Annotated in this window: 17 protein-coding genes; 9 read left to right on the forward strand and 8 right to left on the reverse strand. The window is 46.7% G+C overall.

What is annotated here, in order from left to right; all coding sequences use genetic code 11:
- Nucleotides 1–62: 62 nt before the first annotated feature.
- The 4 genes from flgC to ACLVWU_RS16425 are packed head-to-tail and all read right to left on the reverse strand — an operon-like array spanning nt 63 to nt 4,594.
- Complete coding sequence (gene flgC / locus ACLVWU_RS16410) at nt 63–506, reverse strand: flagellar basal body rod protein FlgC (RefSeq protein ID WP_413575968.1); 444 nt, start codon at nt 504–506, stop codon at nt 63–65.
- A gap of 38 nt (nt 507–544) precedes the next feature.
- Complete coding sequence (gene flgB / locus ACLVWU_RS16415) at nt 545–958, reverse strand: flagellar basal body rod protein FlgB (RefSeq protein WP_413575969.1); 414 nt, start codon at nt 956–958, stop codon at nt 545–547.
- Nucleotides 955–1,797, reverse strand: coding sequence for a sigma 54-interacting transcriptional regulator (locus tag ACLVWU_RS16420; RefSeq protein WP_413575970.1), 843 nt, complete (start codon nt 1,795–1,797; stop codon nt 955–957). Before ACLVWU_RS16420 ends, flgB begins: the two co-directional genes overlap by 4 nt.
- Before the next feature lie 13 nt (nt 1,798–1,810).
- Nucleotides 1,811–4,594 carry a tetratricopeptide repeat protein gene (locus tag ACLVWU_RS16425; protein ID WP_413575971.1) on the reverse strand — a complete coding sequence of 928 codons (2,784 nt, stop codon included), beginning with the start codon at nt 4,592–4,594 and terminating at the stop codon, nt 1,811–1,813.
- A gap of 202 nt (nt 4,595–4,796) precedes the next feature.
- On the opposite strand from ACLVWU_RS16425, the gene ACLVWU_RS16430 reads away from it, so the two are divergent.
- The 6 genes from ACLVWU_RS16430 (at nt 4,797) to ACLVWU_RS16455 (ending at nt 9,558) form a co-directional block, all read left to right on the forward strand.
- On the forward strand, nt 4,797–5,285 hold the full coding sequence (locus ACLVWU_RS16430) for a hypothetical protein (protein WP_413575972.1): 489 nt from the start codon (nt 4,797–4,799) through the stop codon (nt 5,283–5,285).
- On the forward strand, nt 5,286–6,074 hold the full coding sequence (locus ACLVWU_RS16435; RefSeq protein ID WP_413575973.1) for an MlaE family ABC transporter permease: 789 nt from the start codon (nt 5,286–5,288) through the stop codon (nt 6,072–6,074).
- The gene (locus tag ACLVWU_RS16440; protein WP_413575974.1) at nt 6,071–6,820 is read left to right on the forward strand and encodes an ABC transporter ATP-binding protein; all 750 of its coding nucleotides are present in this window, start codon (nt 6,071–6,073) and stop codon (nt 6,818–6,820) included. The genes ACLVWU_RS16435 and ACLVWU_RS16440 overlap by 4 nt, the downstream gene beginning before the upstream one ends.
- Nucleotides 6,820–7,629 (forward strand): MlaD family protein, encoded by an 810-nt coding sequence (locus ACLVWU_RS16445; RefSeq protein WP_413575975.1) that lies wholly within the window; start codon nt 6,820–6,822, stop codon nt 7,627–7,629. Before ACLVWU_RS16440 ends, ACLVWU_RS16445 begins: the two co-directional genes overlap by 1 nt.
- 139 nt (nt 7,630–7,768) lie before the next feature.
- Nucleotides 7,769–8,605, forward strand: a complete 837-nt coding sequence (locus ACLVWU_RS16450) for a hypothetical protein (protein WP_413575976.1) — start codon at nt 7,769–7,771, stop codon at nt 8,603–8,605.
- Nucleotides 8,605–9,558: a trypsin-like serine protease gene (locus ACLVWU_RS16455; protein ID WP_413575977.1), complete on the forward strand. Its 954-nt coding sequence runs from the start codon at nt 8,605–8,607 to the stop codon at nt 9,556–9,558. Before ACLVWU_RS16450 ends, ACLVWU_RS16455 begins: the two co-directional genes overlap by 1 nt.
- Here the strand turns inward: ACLVWU_RS16455 and ACLVWU_RS16460 are convergent.
- A complete protein-coding gene (locus tag ACLVWU_RS16460) occupies nt 9,555–9,962 on the reverse strand; it encodes a DUF721 domain-containing protein (protein ID WP_413575978.1) in 408 nt (135 codons plus the stop codon). The two genes, ACLVWU_RS16455 and ACLVWU_RS16460, sit on opposite strands and share 4 nt — an antisense overlap.
- A 35-nt stretch (nt 9,963–9,997) precedes the next feature.
- Here ACLVWU_RS16460 and trmFO point away from each other — a divergent pair, with 35 nt between their 5' ends.
- Entirely contained in the window at nt 9,998–11,317 is a 1,320-nt protein-coding gene (trmFO, locus tag ACLVWU_RS16465; RefSeq protein ID WP_413575979.1) for a methylenetetrahydrofolate--tRNA-(uracil(54)-C(5))-methyltransferase (FADH(2)-oxidizing) TrmFO, read from the forward strand.
- 54 nt (nt 11,318–11,371) lie between these two features.
- Here trmFO and ACLVWU_RS16470 read toward each other — a convergent pair whose 3' ends face one another.
- Both ACLVWU_RS16470 and ACLVWU_RS16475 read right to left on the reverse strand, forming a co-directional pair.
- Nucleotides 11,372–11,824 carry a DUF4430 domain-containing protein gene (locus tag ACLVWU_RS16470; RefSeq protein WP_413575980.1) on the reverse strand — a complete coding sequence of 151 codons (453 nt, stop codon included), beginning with the start codon at nt 11,822–11,824 and terminating at the stop codon, nt 11,372–11,374.
- A gap of 36 nt (nt 11,825–11,860) precedes the next feature.
- Nucleotides 11,861–12,487, reverse strand: a complete 627-nt coding sequence (locus ACLVWU_RS16475; protein WP_413575981.1) for a thymidine kinase — start codon at nt 12,485–12,487, stop codon at nt 11,861–11,863.
- Nucleotides 12,488–12,685: 198 nt separating this feature from the next.
- On the opposite strand from ACLVWU_RS16475, the gene mltF reads away from it, so the two are divergent.
- Nucleotides 12,686–14,104 (forward strand): membrane-bound lytic murein transglycosylase MltF, encoded by a 1,419-nt coding sequence (gene mltF, locus ACLVWU_RS16480; RefSeq protein WP_413575982.1) that lies wholly within the window; start codon nt 12,686–12,688, stop codon nt 14,102–14,104.
- Between the two features lie 43 nt (nt 14,105–14,147).
- On the forward strand, nt 14,148–14,681 hold the full coding sequence (locus tag ACLVWU_RS16485) for a hypothetical protein (RefSeq protein ID WP_413575983.1): 534 nt from the start codon (nt 14,148–14,150) through the stop codon (nt 14,679–14,681).
- A gap of 52 nt (nt 14,682–14,733) precedes the next feature.
- On the opposite strand, the gene glmS is transcribed toward ACLVWU_RS16485, so the two are convergent.
- Complete coding sequence (gene glmS, locus ACLVWU_RS16490; RefSeq protein ID WP_413575984.1) at nt 14,734–16,620, reverse strand: glutamine--fructose-6-phosphate transaminase (isomerizing); 1,887 nt, start codon at nt 16,618–16,620, stop codon at nt 14,734–14,736.
- Nucleotides 16,621–16,650 lie beyond the last annotated feature (30 nt).

A 16,650-nucleotide genomic window follows, 5' to 3' on the forward strand; every position in this document is an offset into this window, starting at 1 on the left:
CTCTCTAAAAATTGTAAGCTATACGTTTAAAAAATTCCTGCTTTTTCAACCTAGTCTAGGAACTATCTTCCTATCTCCAAAGCACTCATGGCCATATCTTTTGACGCCTGCATTGCCGATACATTGGCCTCGTAAGAACGCGACGATTGTATCATATTGGTCATTTCTTCCATGAGATTGATATTGGGATAAGCGACGTAACCCTCTGGATTTGCATCAGGATGATCCGGCTCATACTTCAACAACGGCGCCTTGCGATCCGAGATAATATCTGTGACCTGGACCCGTTGCATATTTCCCATAGGGTCTGTGCCTGTCACGATTTCGCCAAAATTCTTAGCGTCGGGCATACTTTCAAAAACGACGTCTTTACGGCGGTACGGGCCGCCTTCCGGGGTCTGGGTCGTATTGATATTGGCGATATTGCTGGCAATGGTATTCATGCGCATTCTTTGCGCTGCCATACCACTGCTACTAATTCTCATACCGGTTAAAAAATCAGCCATGATTTACTCCCGAACATCCTGTTCGTGATTAAAAATTACTAACGACCTTCAGACGCTGCGTACTTCAATGCTGCCATTTTTTTATTGATCAGCTGAAGTGCGGTTTTGTACATGATGGCATTCTCTGACAACGCCGACATTTCCTTTTCCAAGTCCACAGTATTGCCGTCATTGTTGACTGCACCCTCTGGATTTTCATAAATGTCTGGTCGAGTCTTGGCTACAGAAACACCACCCAGTGAAAAGTGATCACCGGCGCTGGTGCTTAGGGCATTCATGCCATCCATGTTCATCGAGCGGGACAAAGCCTCCTCGAAGTCCATTTTTTTCGCGTGATAACCCGGAGTCTCCGCATTCGCAATATTGGAAGACGTAATGTTATTGCGGAGCTGCCTCATACGCATTGACGTTGCGAGGCCGTTTATCGTTTTATCGAAAATATCACCACTCATGCGACACCTTCTTCCCTGTACTCGTTGAGTTTGTTTCTCAAGGTTCTGATACTGATTCCAAGCATTTGCGCCGCACGCGTGCGGTTCTGTGCCGTCAGCTCAAGGGTCTGAAGAATCAGACGCTTCTCGACAGCAGAAAGGGACATTCCCGGAGCAAAATCTGCTGCCGTTTCGTCCTTTACCGATTCAAATTGAATAGATTGCATTTCAATGATCTGGCCTTTGGTCAACACCACCGCACGCTCGATCACATTCTCAAGCTCACGGATATTTCCAGGCCAGTTCCAGGAATTCAAACGGGCATAAGCGTCGACCGAAAAGCTCAATCCCCTGCGACCATGCATGATCTGAGTTACTTCCAGAATAAAGCTCACAATCCCCTGGAAGTCATTGGTACGATCTTCCAGGCGGGGAATTTCCAAATGAATTACCGCAATTTTATAAAACAAGTCCTGTCTGAATTGTTCCTGCTTCACCATCGCGCGCAAATCACGCCGTGATGTAGAAATGAAACGCGGGCGAGTGCCATCAGTTCGTTCGGCAAGCTTCATCAACTCCGCCTGCACGTGTGATGATGCGCAATCCAGATCCTCGATCAGCAAAGTGCCACCATCGACTTTATCAAAATTAAAGCCTCCGGCATTTTTGCATTCCAGCACTTGCAATTTATTTGCACGGCTTTTCGAGTAGATATATCGAGCCAGGCTGGTTTTACCCACACCCGCTTCACCCACAACCAGAAGACTTGCCTGCGTGGCCGCAAGCTGCAAACCCAGTTGCTTTGCTTCGTTCATTTTTCTGTCTTCGATGTTTAAAGCATCAAAATCAAAATACGACATGCTGTCCCTACTCCTACTTGCTATCCTGCTTGTCCGCTGCCATTGCCGGAATTCTTTGAATATACTTTTTATAACCGTCTCGCCACTCGGAGTTCTTCAGCTGCTCCTGCGCAAGGTTTTTCCAAAAGCCACTTTTTTGACCTTTGAATTCGTTCCAAACTTCCGCTGCTTTTTGAACATCGCCGCGATTAAAATAAATCTGACCTAACTTATAGCGAATAGAAGAAAGCGGACGCTTGTCTTCGTATTGCTCCAAAAGATTCCCGTAAGCAGAAATCGCTTTGTCCTTTTGATTGGATTCAAGATAGGTGTTGCCCATCATTTCCAAAGCCTTCGCATGCACGACTGGGGAAACTTTTTTCGAATCCACCATCAACTTGTCGATCATGTTCAGTGCCTGAAGAGCGTCCTCTTTTTTGCCCTGTTTCAGTTGTAGCTCTGAAAGTCTTAAGTAAGGCTCAGCCACCAGTTCCGGCTGACCTTTCCAGGTTCTTAGCAATTCACCCAGGTAACGAACTGCAGAGTCCGTGTCGCCGCGTCTTTCCAACAGGCGAACAGCCACGCCCACGCGTTCAATCTGTTCTTTCTCTGTCAGCTTTTCCGGATTCTTGATGTTTTTTAGATATTCATACGCTTGATTGTACTTTTGATCCGCCTCGGAAACTGCAGCCAAACGCAGATTCAATTCCTCAACCGAAGGAACCTGTTCCTTCACGTTGATTTCTTTTGCTTCCTGAGTGCCGGCCATCGCATAGACACGATTCAGTACATCCTTATAGTAACGAGCTGATTCAGTCGGAGTCCCGGCCATTTCAAACGCGCGTCCCACATTGTACTTTGTATCCAGACGATGGGAGTTTTTCAGCCAGTTGTCAGAGTATTCACTGTGTGTTTTCAATGCACCAATGAATTCACCTTTTTCAACCTGACCATCCAGTTTTGCATTAATGTTGCTGATGATACGGCCCGTGATTAAAGGCACATCCACTGATCCCGGGTGCTCCTGATAGTATTTTGACAACAGATTGATGGACTTATCAAACTCGTCACGCTGGGAATAACCATCAGCAACCATCACCGTCGCGAATTGTTCCATGTTTGGCAAATCCACTTTCTTTGCCAGCTCCATGATCTCTTTCACGGCGTTTGCAGTTTCCTTGGGTTTCATGCCTTTCATACGTGCACTCAACAGACGCAGACGGGAAATGACCGCACTTGGCGTTTCACCATAACGGAAGTATGTTTCAAGATAAGCCCCCATCACGCGGGATTTATCTGCCCCCAGAATATCCAGCAACTCCCCCAGACGGGTCATCGCATATGGAGCATGGTCACTAGATGGAAACTTCTTAACAAACTCGCGGTACATGTCCAAACTTTGTGGATATTGCTTCAGACCGAACATGGATTCTGCCTGATTATAGAAAGCACTCGGATAGACGCTTTGTCCTTCCGGATACTTTTTCAGGGCACTCTTATATTCTTCAATGGATTTCGCGTAGTTCTTAGCACGCACCCAAACATCACCACGACGGAAGGCCGCTTCGATCTTCAGGTCACGATTGTTAGAGCTCTTTTCAATCTCATTAAATTGAGCGACAGCATCATCCCACTTGCTAATACGAGAGTAAGCCAAGCCCATTCCCATTCGTGCAAGATCCTTGGAGATGGAATCCTTGCCACCAAAGTTTTTGTTTTCAATATGTTCATTGAACAGACGCAAAGCCGCCAGGTTGTCACCGCGATCCAAAGTCAGATAGCCGATCTTCAATGACGTTCTTTCAGCTAATGGAGATTTTGGATATTTCTCGATAGCTTCTTTGTACTTTTGAATCGCTTCATCAAAGTATTCGATTTTTCCGCTGCTGTTGTACAAAGCCAAGTTCACGTCACCCGTCATGAAATCGACGATTTCATTGTACTCAGATTTTGGATACTTCTCGAGGAACCAATCACGGGTTTTCAGGAACACGCCATAGCGTTCCTTTTCAAACAGTGTCAAAAGCAATCGGGCCTGCTTGTTTTCATCCGTCGGTTTCGGAGTGACTTCATATATTGTCGGCGTCACTTTTAACTTTTCCCAGTGGGCCACCGGAGTTTCCAGCATCGGAAATGAAATATAGTAGTTGTCCTTAGCGCGAATGATGGAGTCTTCCTTAATATCATAAGGTTTGATTGAAAAACGCTCGTAATGGGGATCGCCACCATCAAAGATTCCGGCATGAACCTGATCAGCCTGCGCCACAACCGGGCCGGCACTATTAATCGCCAAGGCATCTGACGTGGCTGGTTTACGATCTCCAGTTTTAGATTTCGCCGCTGTTTTTACAGCTTTAGCTTCGTCATCTTTTGCAGTCGGTTCAGTCTTTTTTGCTGGAAGTTTCTTCGCTGCTTTCACCATATTAGGATTCAAATAGAAATCCATGATCAAGCGCGAAGGTTGATCTGTCAGATAATCAAATGTTTCGATGTTTTCGCCAGAAAGGGTAAAGGAAACCACAGACTTGCCGTCAGCGCCCTGAGGATCTACAGAAACTTTCGTCACCATGTCACTTTTAAATGTGTTCAATGACTTGATGGTCGATTCATCAAGTGCAGGTACAGTCATACGGACGATCGTCTGGCCTTTGTCATCCAAACGTTTAACGTCATAGTCCCAGTTTTGCTGTCCCAACAATTCCAAATGCACTGTATCGCCCTGGAAGTTGATGAAGCCGTTGACTTTGTTATTTACTGCATTGGCTACTAGACCAAAGCAGAGGCATCCTGCCAAAATTACGTTGCGCAAAGTGTTCACTCCTAGAACCCCTTTTCCCCTGCGTTGTGCTTTTGCACATACGATGCCAGCCTTGCAAACGTCTATTGGCAAATATGTTCAAGATGGGCAAAATGTTTCATAGAATTATTGTCAGGCCTGACAAAGCGATGACAGCGACTTAGGTCTGGTTTGAATTTGTATGACTGAATTTTCCCTTAGAAGATTCCGATAGATAGGCGATATGAGAAACCACCTTAAATACATCATCATGAGTTTACTTCTTGGCAGTTGCGTATCTGTGGAGCTTCCATCCGGAAAAACAAAGCCCGCAAAAGACGTGGAGTTCTCTGAACCCGGCTCGCCATATTCATCATTCAAATCCAAGAATGCGGACCGCGCATGGCAGAGCTCAAAGACTGGCAACACGATTTCATTTCTTTCAGAGTGTGGCAGTAATGCAGACCCAAGTCTGCAAACACTGGAAACAGAATCCTTAAGCGCCATCAACAAACTTGAAATTCTGAAAACAGAAACCAAGACCTTCAATGGTCGCGAGTCCCGCCAAACCATCTCTGCAGGTACGATTGACGGTGTTCCAGTGGCATTGGCCTTGGTGGTATTTAAAAAGAACGGCTGCAACTACACGCTCAGCTACGGTGGCGTGGAAAAGCAATTCAACTCTGAGCTTCCAGTATTTGAGAAGTTCAAAGCTGACTTTAAGGCACCCTAGATGCATCAGGCACTTTTACCTTTAACTAATTTCACGATCGAGATCTTCCATTTTCTGGGTGGTATTGGTCTGTTGACGCGTGAAATTTACCGCGAGCTTGTCGGATCCAAAATCTATTGGCGTCTTTTGGGCGAGCAAATTTACCAAGTCGGCATTCGCTCTGCCCCGTTGATTGTCGTAACTGCAGTTACGATTGGCGCTGTAATGTCCCTGCAGTTCGGATTGGGTCTGGAAAAATTCGGTGGCAAAATGTATGTGCCAAAATTATTGGCCGTCACGATACTGCGTGAAATGGGTCCGATGTTCACAAGCCTGATGTTGGCTGCCCGCGTGGGTGCGGGTATCGCCAGTGAAATTGGTTCTATGGTCGTGACTCAGCAAGTGGATGCGATCCGCGCGTTGGGCACCTCCCCGATTCGCAAAATCGTTATTCCCCGGGTTCTTGCCTGCCTGATCACTTTACCAATCCTATGCGCTGTCACCAACGTTGTGGCCAATGCTGGTGGATTGTTCATTGGTGCAGTTGAACTTAAACTTGATCCAGGATTTTACCTGTTGAAGGTCCTTTCCACCTCTTCCGTGGGAGACTACGTTTCTGGATTCGGCAAAACCTTCTTCTTTTCTCTGTTTATCTCTATACCTGCTTGTTATTTTGGTTTGAACGTTAAGAACGGAACCAAAGAAGTGGGTATCGCCACTACAAAAGCTGTGGTGGTGTCCTCTATCCTGATTTTGATCGGTGACTTTTTCCTTTCGAAACTTTTCTGGATTGTGGAGGGATTCCTATGACACAAAAACCACAAGCCTTTATTGAAGTTATCGACTTTCACAAAACCTTTGATGATAAAAAAGTTCACCAGGGCGTGAGCTTTTACGTGCGCAAAGGCGAATGCTTGGGCCTGATCGGTGGATCAGGCACTGGAAAATCTGTTTTACTGCGAACTTTGGTGGGCCTGGAAAAACCTGACAAGGGTCAGGTGATTGTGGACGGAATTGAAATCGGTGGCATGCGGGAATCTGAACTGGTCGAAATCCGCAAGAAAGTAGCCTATGCCTTTCAAGGTGGTGCTTTATTTGACTCGATGACCGTTTATGAGAATCTGGCCTACCCACTGCGTGAACATTTCAAGTTCACGGAAAAAGAAGTGGAAGCGCAGATCAAAGCGCAACTTGAAGAGTTCGGTCTGGCTCCGGGCACCGAAAAGCTTTATCCCGGAAGTCTTTCCGGTGGTATGCAAAAACGTGTGGGCCTGGCCCGCGCCATGATGATTCACCCCGAAGTGGTTTTGTACGATGAACCCACGGCAGGTTTGGATCCTTATAATACTAAAAAGATTCAAGAATCTATTTTGAAACTGAAATCCAAAGGGATGACCTCCATTTTGGTCACTCACGATATGCCTACGGTCTATGCGGTGTGCGATAAAGTCGCACTTCTACAAAACGGGCGTATCAGTGAACAATACACCATCGATACTTTGAAAAAAGAACCGAGCGGCGCCATGACAGAATTTATCAACGGAGAAAGCGCGTAATGGAATCTTCACACAGCACACAAGTCAAAGTCGGAATCTTTCTTGCCATTGGTATCGTGATTATTCTCGGTTCCATATTTTTTATTGGCGGCGAAAAATCCATCTTCAAATCCTACGTTCACCTTCACGCCCACTTTGATCAGGTTCAAGGCTTGGCAGAGGGCAGTGTGGTTTCCCTTTCCGGGGTTACGATCGGAAACGTGCAAAAAATCAACTTCCTATCTGAAAAGAACGCCTTGGACGTAGTGATGAGAGTCGACAAAACCTTCACCGGAAGAATCCGCGAAGGCTCCCAGGTGGAAATCCGCACGCAAGGTGCTTTGGGTGATAAGTTTGTCTTTATCATTCCCGGTGATCCCCGCAATCCTGAAATCAAAGACGGCGAGATTCTGGAAGTTGCAAAACCGACAGACCTGATCGGTGTGATTTCAGAGCGTGGTGGTGAGGCAGGAAAACTATTCGACGTGATCAATGAAATGTACAAAATCACAAAATCCATGAACGACGGCAACCGCCTGGGTAAAATCATGGAGAATTTTGAATCCACTTCCAAGAACTTAAGCAAAGTCAGCGGCGAAGCTTCGCAAATGATGACCAAACTAAATGAAGGCAACAGCGGCGAGAAGCTAAAACAAACAATCAACAAACTTGATGCCATCGTATCCAAAGTAGACCGCGGCGAAGGCACCCTGGGCGCTTTAATCAACGATCCAAGCATCCACAATCAGTTGAAAGCCCTATTGGGCGGCACTCAACGCAAAAACAACGTAAAAAGCCTTCTACGCACATCCATCGAAAAAGAAGAATAAAGGTAACAGTTACCTTTTCGTACTGCTTCGCAATAGGAGGCACAGAACATAAATTCTGTGCCTTTTTCTTTATCCGATCTGGGTCCCCGGATTGCACTAGCATTCCCTGTCGTACACTTTATGTCGTCAGGAGTAATATATGCCAGCTAAGCCCCCAAAGAACCGCGAGCGCTGTCATAGTGTCTTAAAATTGGACACGGGCCTGCGTTTGGCTATGGCCTTCATTATCCCCTTTGTATCGTCTTTATCGGCCCAGGGGCAGGTTATGGCCTGTGACCAGGTGTTTTCCACGACAGCTCGTAATGACCTTGCTCCCTACTATGATATCGCCATGGACCGCGCCCTGACTAAGTCTGTGCGTGAGTTCAGCGACTATGATGGTCTGTCTTCAAAAGATCTTTTGTATATCGTTGAGAAAATTTATCGTGAAGAAGAAGGTCGCCGCTATCAAATTTCCGATTACGTAAGACTGACACCGCAGGAACGAACCACCAAGGATCTGGCGCGAGTTATTGGTGAGCGCGTAACCCACATGGGATTGGTAAACTATTTCCGTGAAAACGGAATCCTTTTGGACCAGTCCACTTTGGTTTCAAAAATCAGAACCTTCAATCGCGCGGCATTGACGAATTATTCCTCTGCTGTCTTTGGCGCCATCGGTTTTGCAAACGGCCGTATGCCCATCTTTTTACCTGAAGCCTATTTGAAGATTGCCACCGAGGACATGAACGTACTTTTACTGCGCGGACTTGATTCTAAAGAGGGCAAAGAGATCCAAAAGAAGTATCAAAGAAACCAGGAACTTTTCCGCGCTTACGAGCATATCAATAGAAACTACACTCGCGTCGCGTTAGCCATCGTGTTTGCAGTACTTTGGAATAAAGGTGACGACTTCTTTAAAGAAAAACACGACGACGTTCTTAAAGATCTATGGACTCTTGTTGTCGCAGAAATCACAAAGAAGGGAAGCAACTAGTGAAGAAGCTTACTTTCCTGTTTGCATTTCTATTCTTAACGGCGTGTCAGGATGGTGGCTTTGATGCCGCCGGAACGTACGTTCCGGCAACTTCAAAAAGTGATGCAAACAAAACCTCAAAAAATACTTCGAACACCTCGATAATCGGTGGCGAGGATGTTAAGCCAGGAAGCGATATTTCCCGTACGGTTCTTTCATTTAAATCCTTGAAAAAACCCCTTGATTCCCAAGTGGGCAGCCAGGATGTTGTCGTCACTCAATGTACAGCAGCTGCCTTAACTCGCAGAGTGGTGCTGACCGCTGCTCACTGCCTGAATGCCGACAATCAAAGCTACATCGAATTGAATTCCGGCGTCACTGTCGCAACAATCCCCGTTGTTAAAAGTGTGACTATTGATGAATATCAAACAGATCCCACAGCGGATTTAGCATTGGTTCTTTTGGGCGAAGATCTTCCGGAAAACACAATCACTGTCTCCATCCCCAATCCGGATATGAAAGTGGATTTGGAAACTCTGGATCTGATCGCTGCCGGTTATGGTAAGAACAAAGACGCCATCACAAACGCCGCAGGATCCGATCTTAAAGAGGGCGTGGGAGTTTTACGCGTCGTTATTCTGAAAATTTCCGCCTATCAGTTTTCTGAGAATCGCTTTTTAGTCGATCAGTCTGCAGGCAAAGGATTTTGTCAGGGTGATTCCGGTGGTCCCGCATTCTTTGAGCATGGCTCGAAGTTTTATGTGATTGGTGTTGCCAGCAAAACTATTGCTCCAGAAGGACAAAGCGAAGACTCTTCAGGTCATTGCAGCTTCCGCGGAGCTTACGTGAATTTGATTAAATTCAAACCATGGGTTGAAGCGACGACACTGACTTTGATGTCAGAAATTCCTGCACAAGCAAAACCGGCGACGGCGGAAGCCGAGACCACTCTTCCACCAGCAGCGGCAAACTAATCTTCGTTATCCGGAGCCAGTCTTTGGATCATTTCCCTGATACCCGTTTGATCGTCCTGAGGAACCTCATGGCGATCCAGGGTGAACTTGATATAGCGAACAAAGTTATTCTCGAATTTCTCGTTGATGGTATTGCGGATTTGATCTTTCAAAAAGATCATCTGCTGCATCCAGGATGAGTTACGAACCCACACGTAAAGAACGCCTCGCTGAAATCCCACCGGCTCTGCATTTTTTGCAATGGTGGGACCCACAACTTCTTCCCATTTCGCCCATAATTTCCAACGCATGAACTGTTCTGACAATGGCGACTTGCCATTTTCAAAAAGACTCTGTAGGACTTCGGATCCTAGAGTGAGCTTTCGCTTTTTGTTCTTGGGGTGGTTTGGGTCGTTTGAATTCATACTTTCCCGTAAGTTAGCAAAGGAATACCAAAAAGATGACCAATTTCACGCAAAATCAAAAAATTACTGTCGTTGGCGCGGGGCTCGCGGGCTCTGAATGCGCATTGCAGCTTGCGGACATGGGTTATAAGGTCGTTCTGTTCGAAATGCGCGATAAAACCATGACACCAGCGCACAAAACTCACAAGTTTGCCGAGCTGGTTTGCTCGAATTCCTTTGGTACGTTGAACGAGATCTCTGCTCCAGGTCAGTTGAAATGGGAAGCGGAACATCTGGGTTCGCACATCCTGAAAATCGCCAAGGAAGCCGCTGTCCCGGCAGGACAGGCTTTGGGTATGGACCGCGAGGTCTTCTCCCAACTAGTCACTGATAAAGTTAAAAATCATCCGAACATTGAAATTCGCAATGATGTGATTAAATCCCTGAACGACGTTCCCCGCCCGGCCGTGATCGCCACAGGCCCTTTGACTCATGACGAATTGGCGGAAGATCTGCGCAAACATTTCGGCGATGAGTTCCTGTATTTCTTTGATGCCATCGCGCCGATCATTGACGCTGAATCCATCAACACTGAAATCGCGTGGAAGGCGGATCGTTGGGGCAAAGGTACGAACGACTACTACAACTGCCCGATGAACAAAGAGGAATACAACAATTTCATCCAAGCGGTCACTGACGCTAAAAAAATCGAACCTAAAGATTTTGAAAAAACTGAATTCTTCGAAGGGTGTATGCCGATCGAAGTTATGGTAGATCGTGGTCCACAGACATTGCGCTTTGGTCCGATGAAACCGATTGGCTTGGATGATCCTCGTACGAACCGTTATCCCTGGGCCGTAGTGCAATTGCGCCAGGACAACAAGGAAGGCACCGCTTACAACATGGTGGGCTTCCAAACTCGCATGGCCTATGCAGACCAGGTTCGCGTATTCCGCATGATCCCGGGCCTTGAGAACGCAGAGTTCTTAAAGCTAGGCTCCATTCACAGAAACCTGTTCATCAATACACCAAAGAGATTGAATAAGGATCTTTCCTCCAAGAATGATCCGTGGTTGTTCTTTGCCGGACAAATCACTGGTGTTGAAGGCTACTTTGAATCCACGTGCGTGGGTTTGATGGTGGCTCGTTTCATCAATCAAAAACTGAAAGATGAAACGTTCAATCCTCCACCGCGTCCGTCTGCGTTTGGTTCGTTGCTTGAGGCCATCACGGATGAAACCCGTGCTGAACACTTCCAACCGACAAATATCAATATGGCCCTCCTTCCCCCGCTTCCCGAAAAAGAGCGAGACAAAGAAACTCGGAAGAAAAAGCAAATCGAAATCGCCCGAACAGCGATGCAATCTTGGAAATAAAAAAAGCCGAACCTTTCTGGGGTTCGGCTTTTTGGTTTTTAAATCAATTCAGAACTATTTTTTGCAGAACATATCAGGCTTGATGTTCGTGCCCGGCACACACATATCCAACCATTGGTTTTTATCATTGGTGGAATAAGCGTGGAACCAAACCAGTTCGTCATTTTGTGATTTGAAGGAAACCTTGTGCGGCATCGCCAAAGGAATTTCGCCGTTCACAGTAAAGCACCAGCCATAAGCACGCATCAACGTATCAGAAACGACCTCGACCGCATCCAATCCTACCGGAGTGTCGTTGATGGAGCTGATACCTTCAGCCACACCCATGTAGTTCACGTTATTGGAATCAAAAATCTGGATGGTGTTGTCGCCCACGGACTTCTGCAAATCCGCTATCGCCGTCCCCTGGTACAGAGGCGTTTCAGAACAAGAGCCAATCACCTTCCAAGTGATTGCATTGGCATAGAGCGGAGTTAAAACGAAAAGAAGGGCTATCATGTTTCTCATGAGCCCTTCTTAGCTAATCTATATAATAGAGGCAAACTATACGGAGGCTTCCGTAGTTTTTTCTGAAGTTTGTAATTTCCAATCCAGGGTTGGAGCGTCCACGACCGGTTTAAAGTGAGTACGGCAACGTGCCTCGTAGGCCTCATGAGTTCCGATTTGAACTTTCCCGTCCCCGCCCGCTGTACGCTGAGTTCTGCAGGCCGGGGCTCCGCAAACCACACACACCGCATGTTGCTTACTGACGTTTTCAGCAATGGCCATTAAGGTTGGCATCGGTTCAAAAGGTTTAGCCTGCCAATCAGTGTCCAAGCCCGCGATCACGACTCGCAAACCACGCTCGGCCAGATCCTGAGCCACCTGAACCAGATTGTCTGAAAAGAATTGACCTTCGTCGATACCGACAACTTTGGTATCCGGCTTTAAATGGTCCCAAATATGTTCCGCGTCCTCGATCGGTTGCGAATCCATTGTCGTAAAGTTATGAGAGGTCACGGCCATCTCATTATATCGTTTATCTATTATAGGTTTAAAAACTTGAACCTTCAGACGCGCGAACTCGGCACGGCGCAAACGGCGGATCAGCTCTTCCGTTTTCCCGCTAAACATAGAGCCAACAATCACTTCAATCCAACCACGGGTCACAACATACGAAAATTCAGACACGAAATATCCCCTCAAAAGACGCCGCCAAAGCATCGAATGGGCGCTAAAAACTGTCAAATGATTGCATTGCATTACGAAACTGAGGGATTGCCGCGTTGTTTTCCGCGCGCATTAAGGCCTTGGGGATACTGAATTTTTTTCTGAAACGAGGCTAAAAATGGCAATCTTTCACATTTAAAACCCCAAACCGGGTGCTTAATGCTTGCGCAAGCGCTGCGCCATCGGGTACTCAGCCCAAACACTATGGGTAAGAATTTAAGATTTCGACAGAAATTAAACCAGTTCTTCGTTGCGAGTGGACTGGCAGCCATGACGTTCTTTATGAATGGTTGTGATGCTATCTACTGGAACGAACAGGATAGTTTAGCCAATGTCCAAGGTCGCGGCGAAATCACAGTTCTGACCACCAAGAATCCTCTTATATATAGTAAGAACAATCGCGGCGAAATCAGCGGCATCGATTACGACCTGATCCAAAACTTCGCCAAGCATTACGGTCTTAAAGTTAAATACAAAGTCCTTAAAGATGAGTCTGCTGTTTTAGAGGCGCTGGCTCAGGGACAAGGTGACGTGGCCGCCGCCAGAATCAGGACTCCGGAAAACCGCTCGGCCTTTTTAACGGGCCCGGCTTATGAAGATACAGCCTTAAGTTTATACTGCCAGCGCAAATCACAAATTCAAAATATTCAAGACTTGGCTGGCAAATCCGTCGGCATTCTTCATAAAGACAACTACGCGGGCTTTTCACAAAGACTGACTCAACTTTCCCCAACGACCCAAATCCAACTGATCACAGCACGCACTCAAGATCTACTGGAACAACTGAACAACAAGAAAATGGATTGTGTTATCACTGAAAACGTCAGCGGTGACTTCTATGTTCGCTTCCACAAGAATATCGAAAAAATCACAACGATCACGGATGCCTATGCCCTGAGCTGGTTGTTGACCCCTGACAGCCAGGATCTTGCTCGCTTGATGCAGGCTTGGTACCAATCAGCGTCGCGTTCAGACAGTATCATGCGCATCATGGATCGCTATAAGACCACTTTGAACCAATTGGACAAAGCCGATATTTCCCGCTTCTTTCAAAACATCGAAGAAATTCTGCCGACATACCGCCAGGCATTTAAAGACGCCGGCGTTGAGCATGGACTTCCGTGGCAATTGATTGCCTCGGTGGCGTATCAAGAATCCCATTGGAATCCTGATGCCCGAAGCTTCACAGGCGTTCGCGGTTTGATGCAATTGACGACAGACACGGCCCTGCACGTGGGGATCGACGATCGCACAGATCCACTTCAAAGCATCTGGGGTGGCTCGAAGTATCTGCGCTATCTTTTGGACAAGATGCCACGCTCAATGAATAAAAAAGATCGTCTGGCGATGGCCCTTGCTGCGTACAACGTGGGTTATGCCCACTTAAGAGATGCGCAAAAGTTGGCTGAAAGCATGGGACGTGATCCGTACTCTTGGCGCCATATGAAAGAAGTGCTGCCCCTGCTGGCAGACCCTGACTACACGGAAAAATTGGAGTACGGCTATGCTCGTGGTTACGAGACTGTCGAATTCGTTGAACGTGTTAAGTCTTTCTATAGCTTAATGTCTGCTGGCTAGATGTAACTCTTCAAAATCAAAAAATATTGTTAAAGTTTTTTTGATGATCGTTGGAAACCTGATCCGCAAAATTATTTACTTTACTGCTGTTCTCTCGACAGGATTGTTTGCGGGATTCACTGGTTTTTTCGCAATCTCCTTCGGCCCTTCGCTTCGTGAAATCCCACCTGCAATTTCTATGGAGTTTTTCCGCTTTGATAAAACTGCCTTCGATCGAAATGTCCTGGTTATTTATATTGTGATGGCTGTTTCAATTGGCAGCTGGCTATTACTTTGGCGAAACCGTTATCGCATGGTGGATTTCTATTTTATTCTGGGATCTTTTCTTTGCGTTCTCCAAGAAATATTTCTGTCCTATTTGGGACACTACAGAATCAACACGATTTTTCGCAGCTTTTCGATGACCCACACCATCGGCAGCGATGTCTACGCCTTGCGCGAGGAGTGGGCTTACTTTATGAACTTTCATTTTGCGACAAATACCCTGGGTTTTATTCTGATTCTTGCCGCACTTAAGCGCGCGACGTCGGGACGGGAAACCCCGAACAAAAACTTCCTGGCGGCTACGCCCAAATAAAAAAACCCGCGATGGTGTCGCGGGTTTTTTTATTTTCGAATCTCGTTTTTCTTTATTCTACAGTTACCGACTTCGCTAGGTTGCGAGGCTGATCCACATCGTAACCCAGACTGGATGCCAAATGGTAGCTCATCAACTGCAACGGGATCACTGAAAGAATCGTATTCACTGTCCAGTGCGCCTTCGGCATTGCCAAATAGTATTCGCTGATACCACGAAGCTTTTCATTTTCGCCTGTTCCAATGGAAATAATTTTACCACCACGGGCACGGGCTTCTTCCAGGTTACTGATCGTTTTTTCGTACCAGTGATCTGTCGGCGCTACCATAACGATCGCCATGCGCTCGTCGATCAAGGCCAACGGACCATGCTTCATTTCACCTGCGGCATAACCTTCAGCGTGCATGTACGCCAGCTCTTTCAATTTCAAAGCGCCTTCCATTGCGATCGGATAGCTTGTGCCACGGCCCATATACAGGAAGCCACGGAACAACTTCAATTTTGCGGAAGCTTCTTCAAAGTATTTATCGAAAGCCAACACACTTTCCATCTGACTTGGTGTCGCCAGCAAGCTTTGAACAAGATCTTTTTCCTCTTTCGCATCCAATACACCACGTGTGCGTGCCATTGCCACAGCCACACAGTTCAATACTGCCAATGTGCTGGTGAAGGCTTTTGTAGAGGCCACACCGATCTCAGGACCGGAGTTCATGTACAAGTGACCATGGGCTTCGCGGTCGATAGTAGAGTTGCGCACGTTACAGATACTCAAAGTCGTTGCACCCAACTCGCGGGCCATACGGATCGCAGCCAATGTATCAGCTGTCTCACCACTTTGAGAAATCGTCATCACCAAAGTTTTTGGCGGGATGACCGGGTTGCGATAACGGAATTCGCTGGCAATATCCACTTCAACAGGAACGCGCGCCAGTTGCTCCAACAAGTACTTACCAACAAGCCCCGCATAGAAGCTGGTTCCGCAGGCAATGATAAATACGCGCTCGATACCTTTAAAAATCTCCTGAGTTTTTGCCCAGTCTGCTTTGGAATCCAGCTCTTCAAGCTTTTGAACGGAATGTCCACCGAAGCCGACGTTCTTCAAAGCCACTGAGAATGTTTCAGGATTCACATGGGGTTCAATTGCCGAAGCCACTGCGCGAGGCTGCTCGTAGATCTCTTTCAACATGTAGTGAGCAAAGCCCTGCTTTTCCACCATCTCAGGATTCCAGTTCAATTCGACAGTTTTCTTTTGAATCGGGAAACCATTTGCAGAGAAGAACTCAACTTTACTGCCTTTGATATTTGCGATCTCGCGGTCATCCAAATACACGAAAGTTTTTGTGTACTGAATCAAAGCCTGAACGTCACTGGCTACGAAGACTTCGTCTTTGCCCAAACCTACAACCAATGGAGGGCCGTCTTTGAAGGCCACCAGATGATCCGGTTCTTTATCCCACATTACCAAAATTGAAAAAGCCCCGCGCAATTTCACAAGGGTTCTTTCAACCGCTTGATACAAATTGTTCGTGTTTTCGATTTCATTGGCGATCAAGTGAGCCACAAGTTCTGAATCCGTATCGGACGTGATCTCCGCCCCTTGAGCCAAAAGATCCTCGCGGATATCCAGATAGTTTTCGATGATACCATTGTGAACCAGATTGATGCCGCGAACTTGATGGGGATGGGCATTACGCTCGGAAGGTTTACCGTGAGTCGCCCAACGCGTGTGACCGATGCCAAGGTGGCCATCAAATTTTTCATTTACCAGCTTGTCTTCAAGGGCTTTCAGCTTGCCTTGCGCACGAATACGCTTGGTTACACCCTTGTCCAAAATAGCGATACCAGCGCTGTCATAGCCACGATATTCCAATTTTTTAAGACCGCTGATAATAATATCTTTCGGGCTTTGAGGCCCCAAATAACCGACGATTCCGCACATAAATTCACCTTTTAACTTTCAATCCAAAAA

Source organism: Bdellovibrio sp. HCB290, from assembly GCF_047305925.1.
In the GTDB taxonomy this organism is placed as follows: domain Bacteria; phylum Bdellovibrionota; class Bdellovibrionia; order Bdellovibrionales; family Bdellovibrionaceae; genus Bdellovibrio.

What these genes read in the sequence shown, in the direction of transcription:
- trmFO (WP_413575979.1), top strand. Translation starts at nt 9,998, where the DNA reads ATGACCAATTTCACGCAAAATCAAAAAATTACTGTCGTTGGCGCGGGG.
- ACLVWU_RS16440 (WP_413575974.1), top strand. Translation starts at nt 6,071, where the DNA reads ATGACACAAAAACCACAAGCCTTTATTGAAGTTATCGACTTTCACAAA.
- ACLVWU_RS16430 (WP_413575972.1), top strand. Translation starts at nt 4,797, where the DNA reads ATGAGAAACCACCTTAAATACATCATCATGAGTTTACTTCTTGGCAGT.
- flgC (WP_413575968.1), bottom strand. Translation starts at nt 506, where the DNA reads ATGGCTGATTTTTTAACCGGTATGAGAATTAGTAGCAGTGGTATGGCA.
- mltF (WP_413575982.1), top strand. Translation starts at nt 12,686, where the DNA reads ATGCTTGCGCAAGCGCTGCGCCATCGGGTACTCAGCCCAAACACTATG.
- ACLVWU_RS16460 (WP_413575978.1), bottom strand. Translation starts at nt 9,962, where the DNA reads ATGAATTCAAACGACCCAAACCACCCCAAGAACAAAAAGCGAAAGCTC.
- ACLVWU_RS16445 (WP_413575975.1), top strand. Translation starts at nt 6,820, where the DNA reads ATGGAATCTTCACACAGCACACAAGTCAAAGTCGGAATCTTTCTTGCC.
- glmS (WP_413575984.1), bottom strand. Translation starts at nt 16,620, where the DNA reads ATGTGCGGAATCGTCGGTTATTTGGGGCCTCAAAGCCCGAAAGATATT.
- ACLVWU_RS16435 (WP_413575973.1), top strand. Translation starts at nt 5,286, where the DNA reads ATGCATCAGGCACTTTTACCTTTAACTAATTTCACGATCGAGATCTTC.
- ACLVWU_RS16420 (WP_413575970.1), bottom strand. Translation starts at nt 1,797, where the DNA reads ATGTCGTATTTTGATTTTGATGCTTTAAACATCGAAGACAGAAAAATG.
- ACLVWU_RS16470 (WP_413575980.1), bottom strand. Translation starts at nt 11,824, where the DNA reads ATGAGAAACATGATAGCCCTTCTTTTCGTTTTAACTCCGCTCTATGCC.
- flgB (WP_413575969.1), bottom strand. Translation starts at nt 958, where the DNA reads ATGAGTGGTGATATTTTCGATAAAACGATAAACGGCCTCGCAACGTCA.
- ACLVWU_RS16450 (WP_413575976.1), top strand. Translation starts at nt 7,769, where the DNA reads ATGCCAGCTAAGCCCCCAAAGAACCGCGAGCGCTGTCATAGTGTCTTA.
- ACLVWU_RS16485 (WP_413575983.1), top strand. Translation starts at nt 14,148, where the DNA reads ATGATCGTTGGAAACCTGATCCGCAAAATTATTTACTTTACTGCTGTT.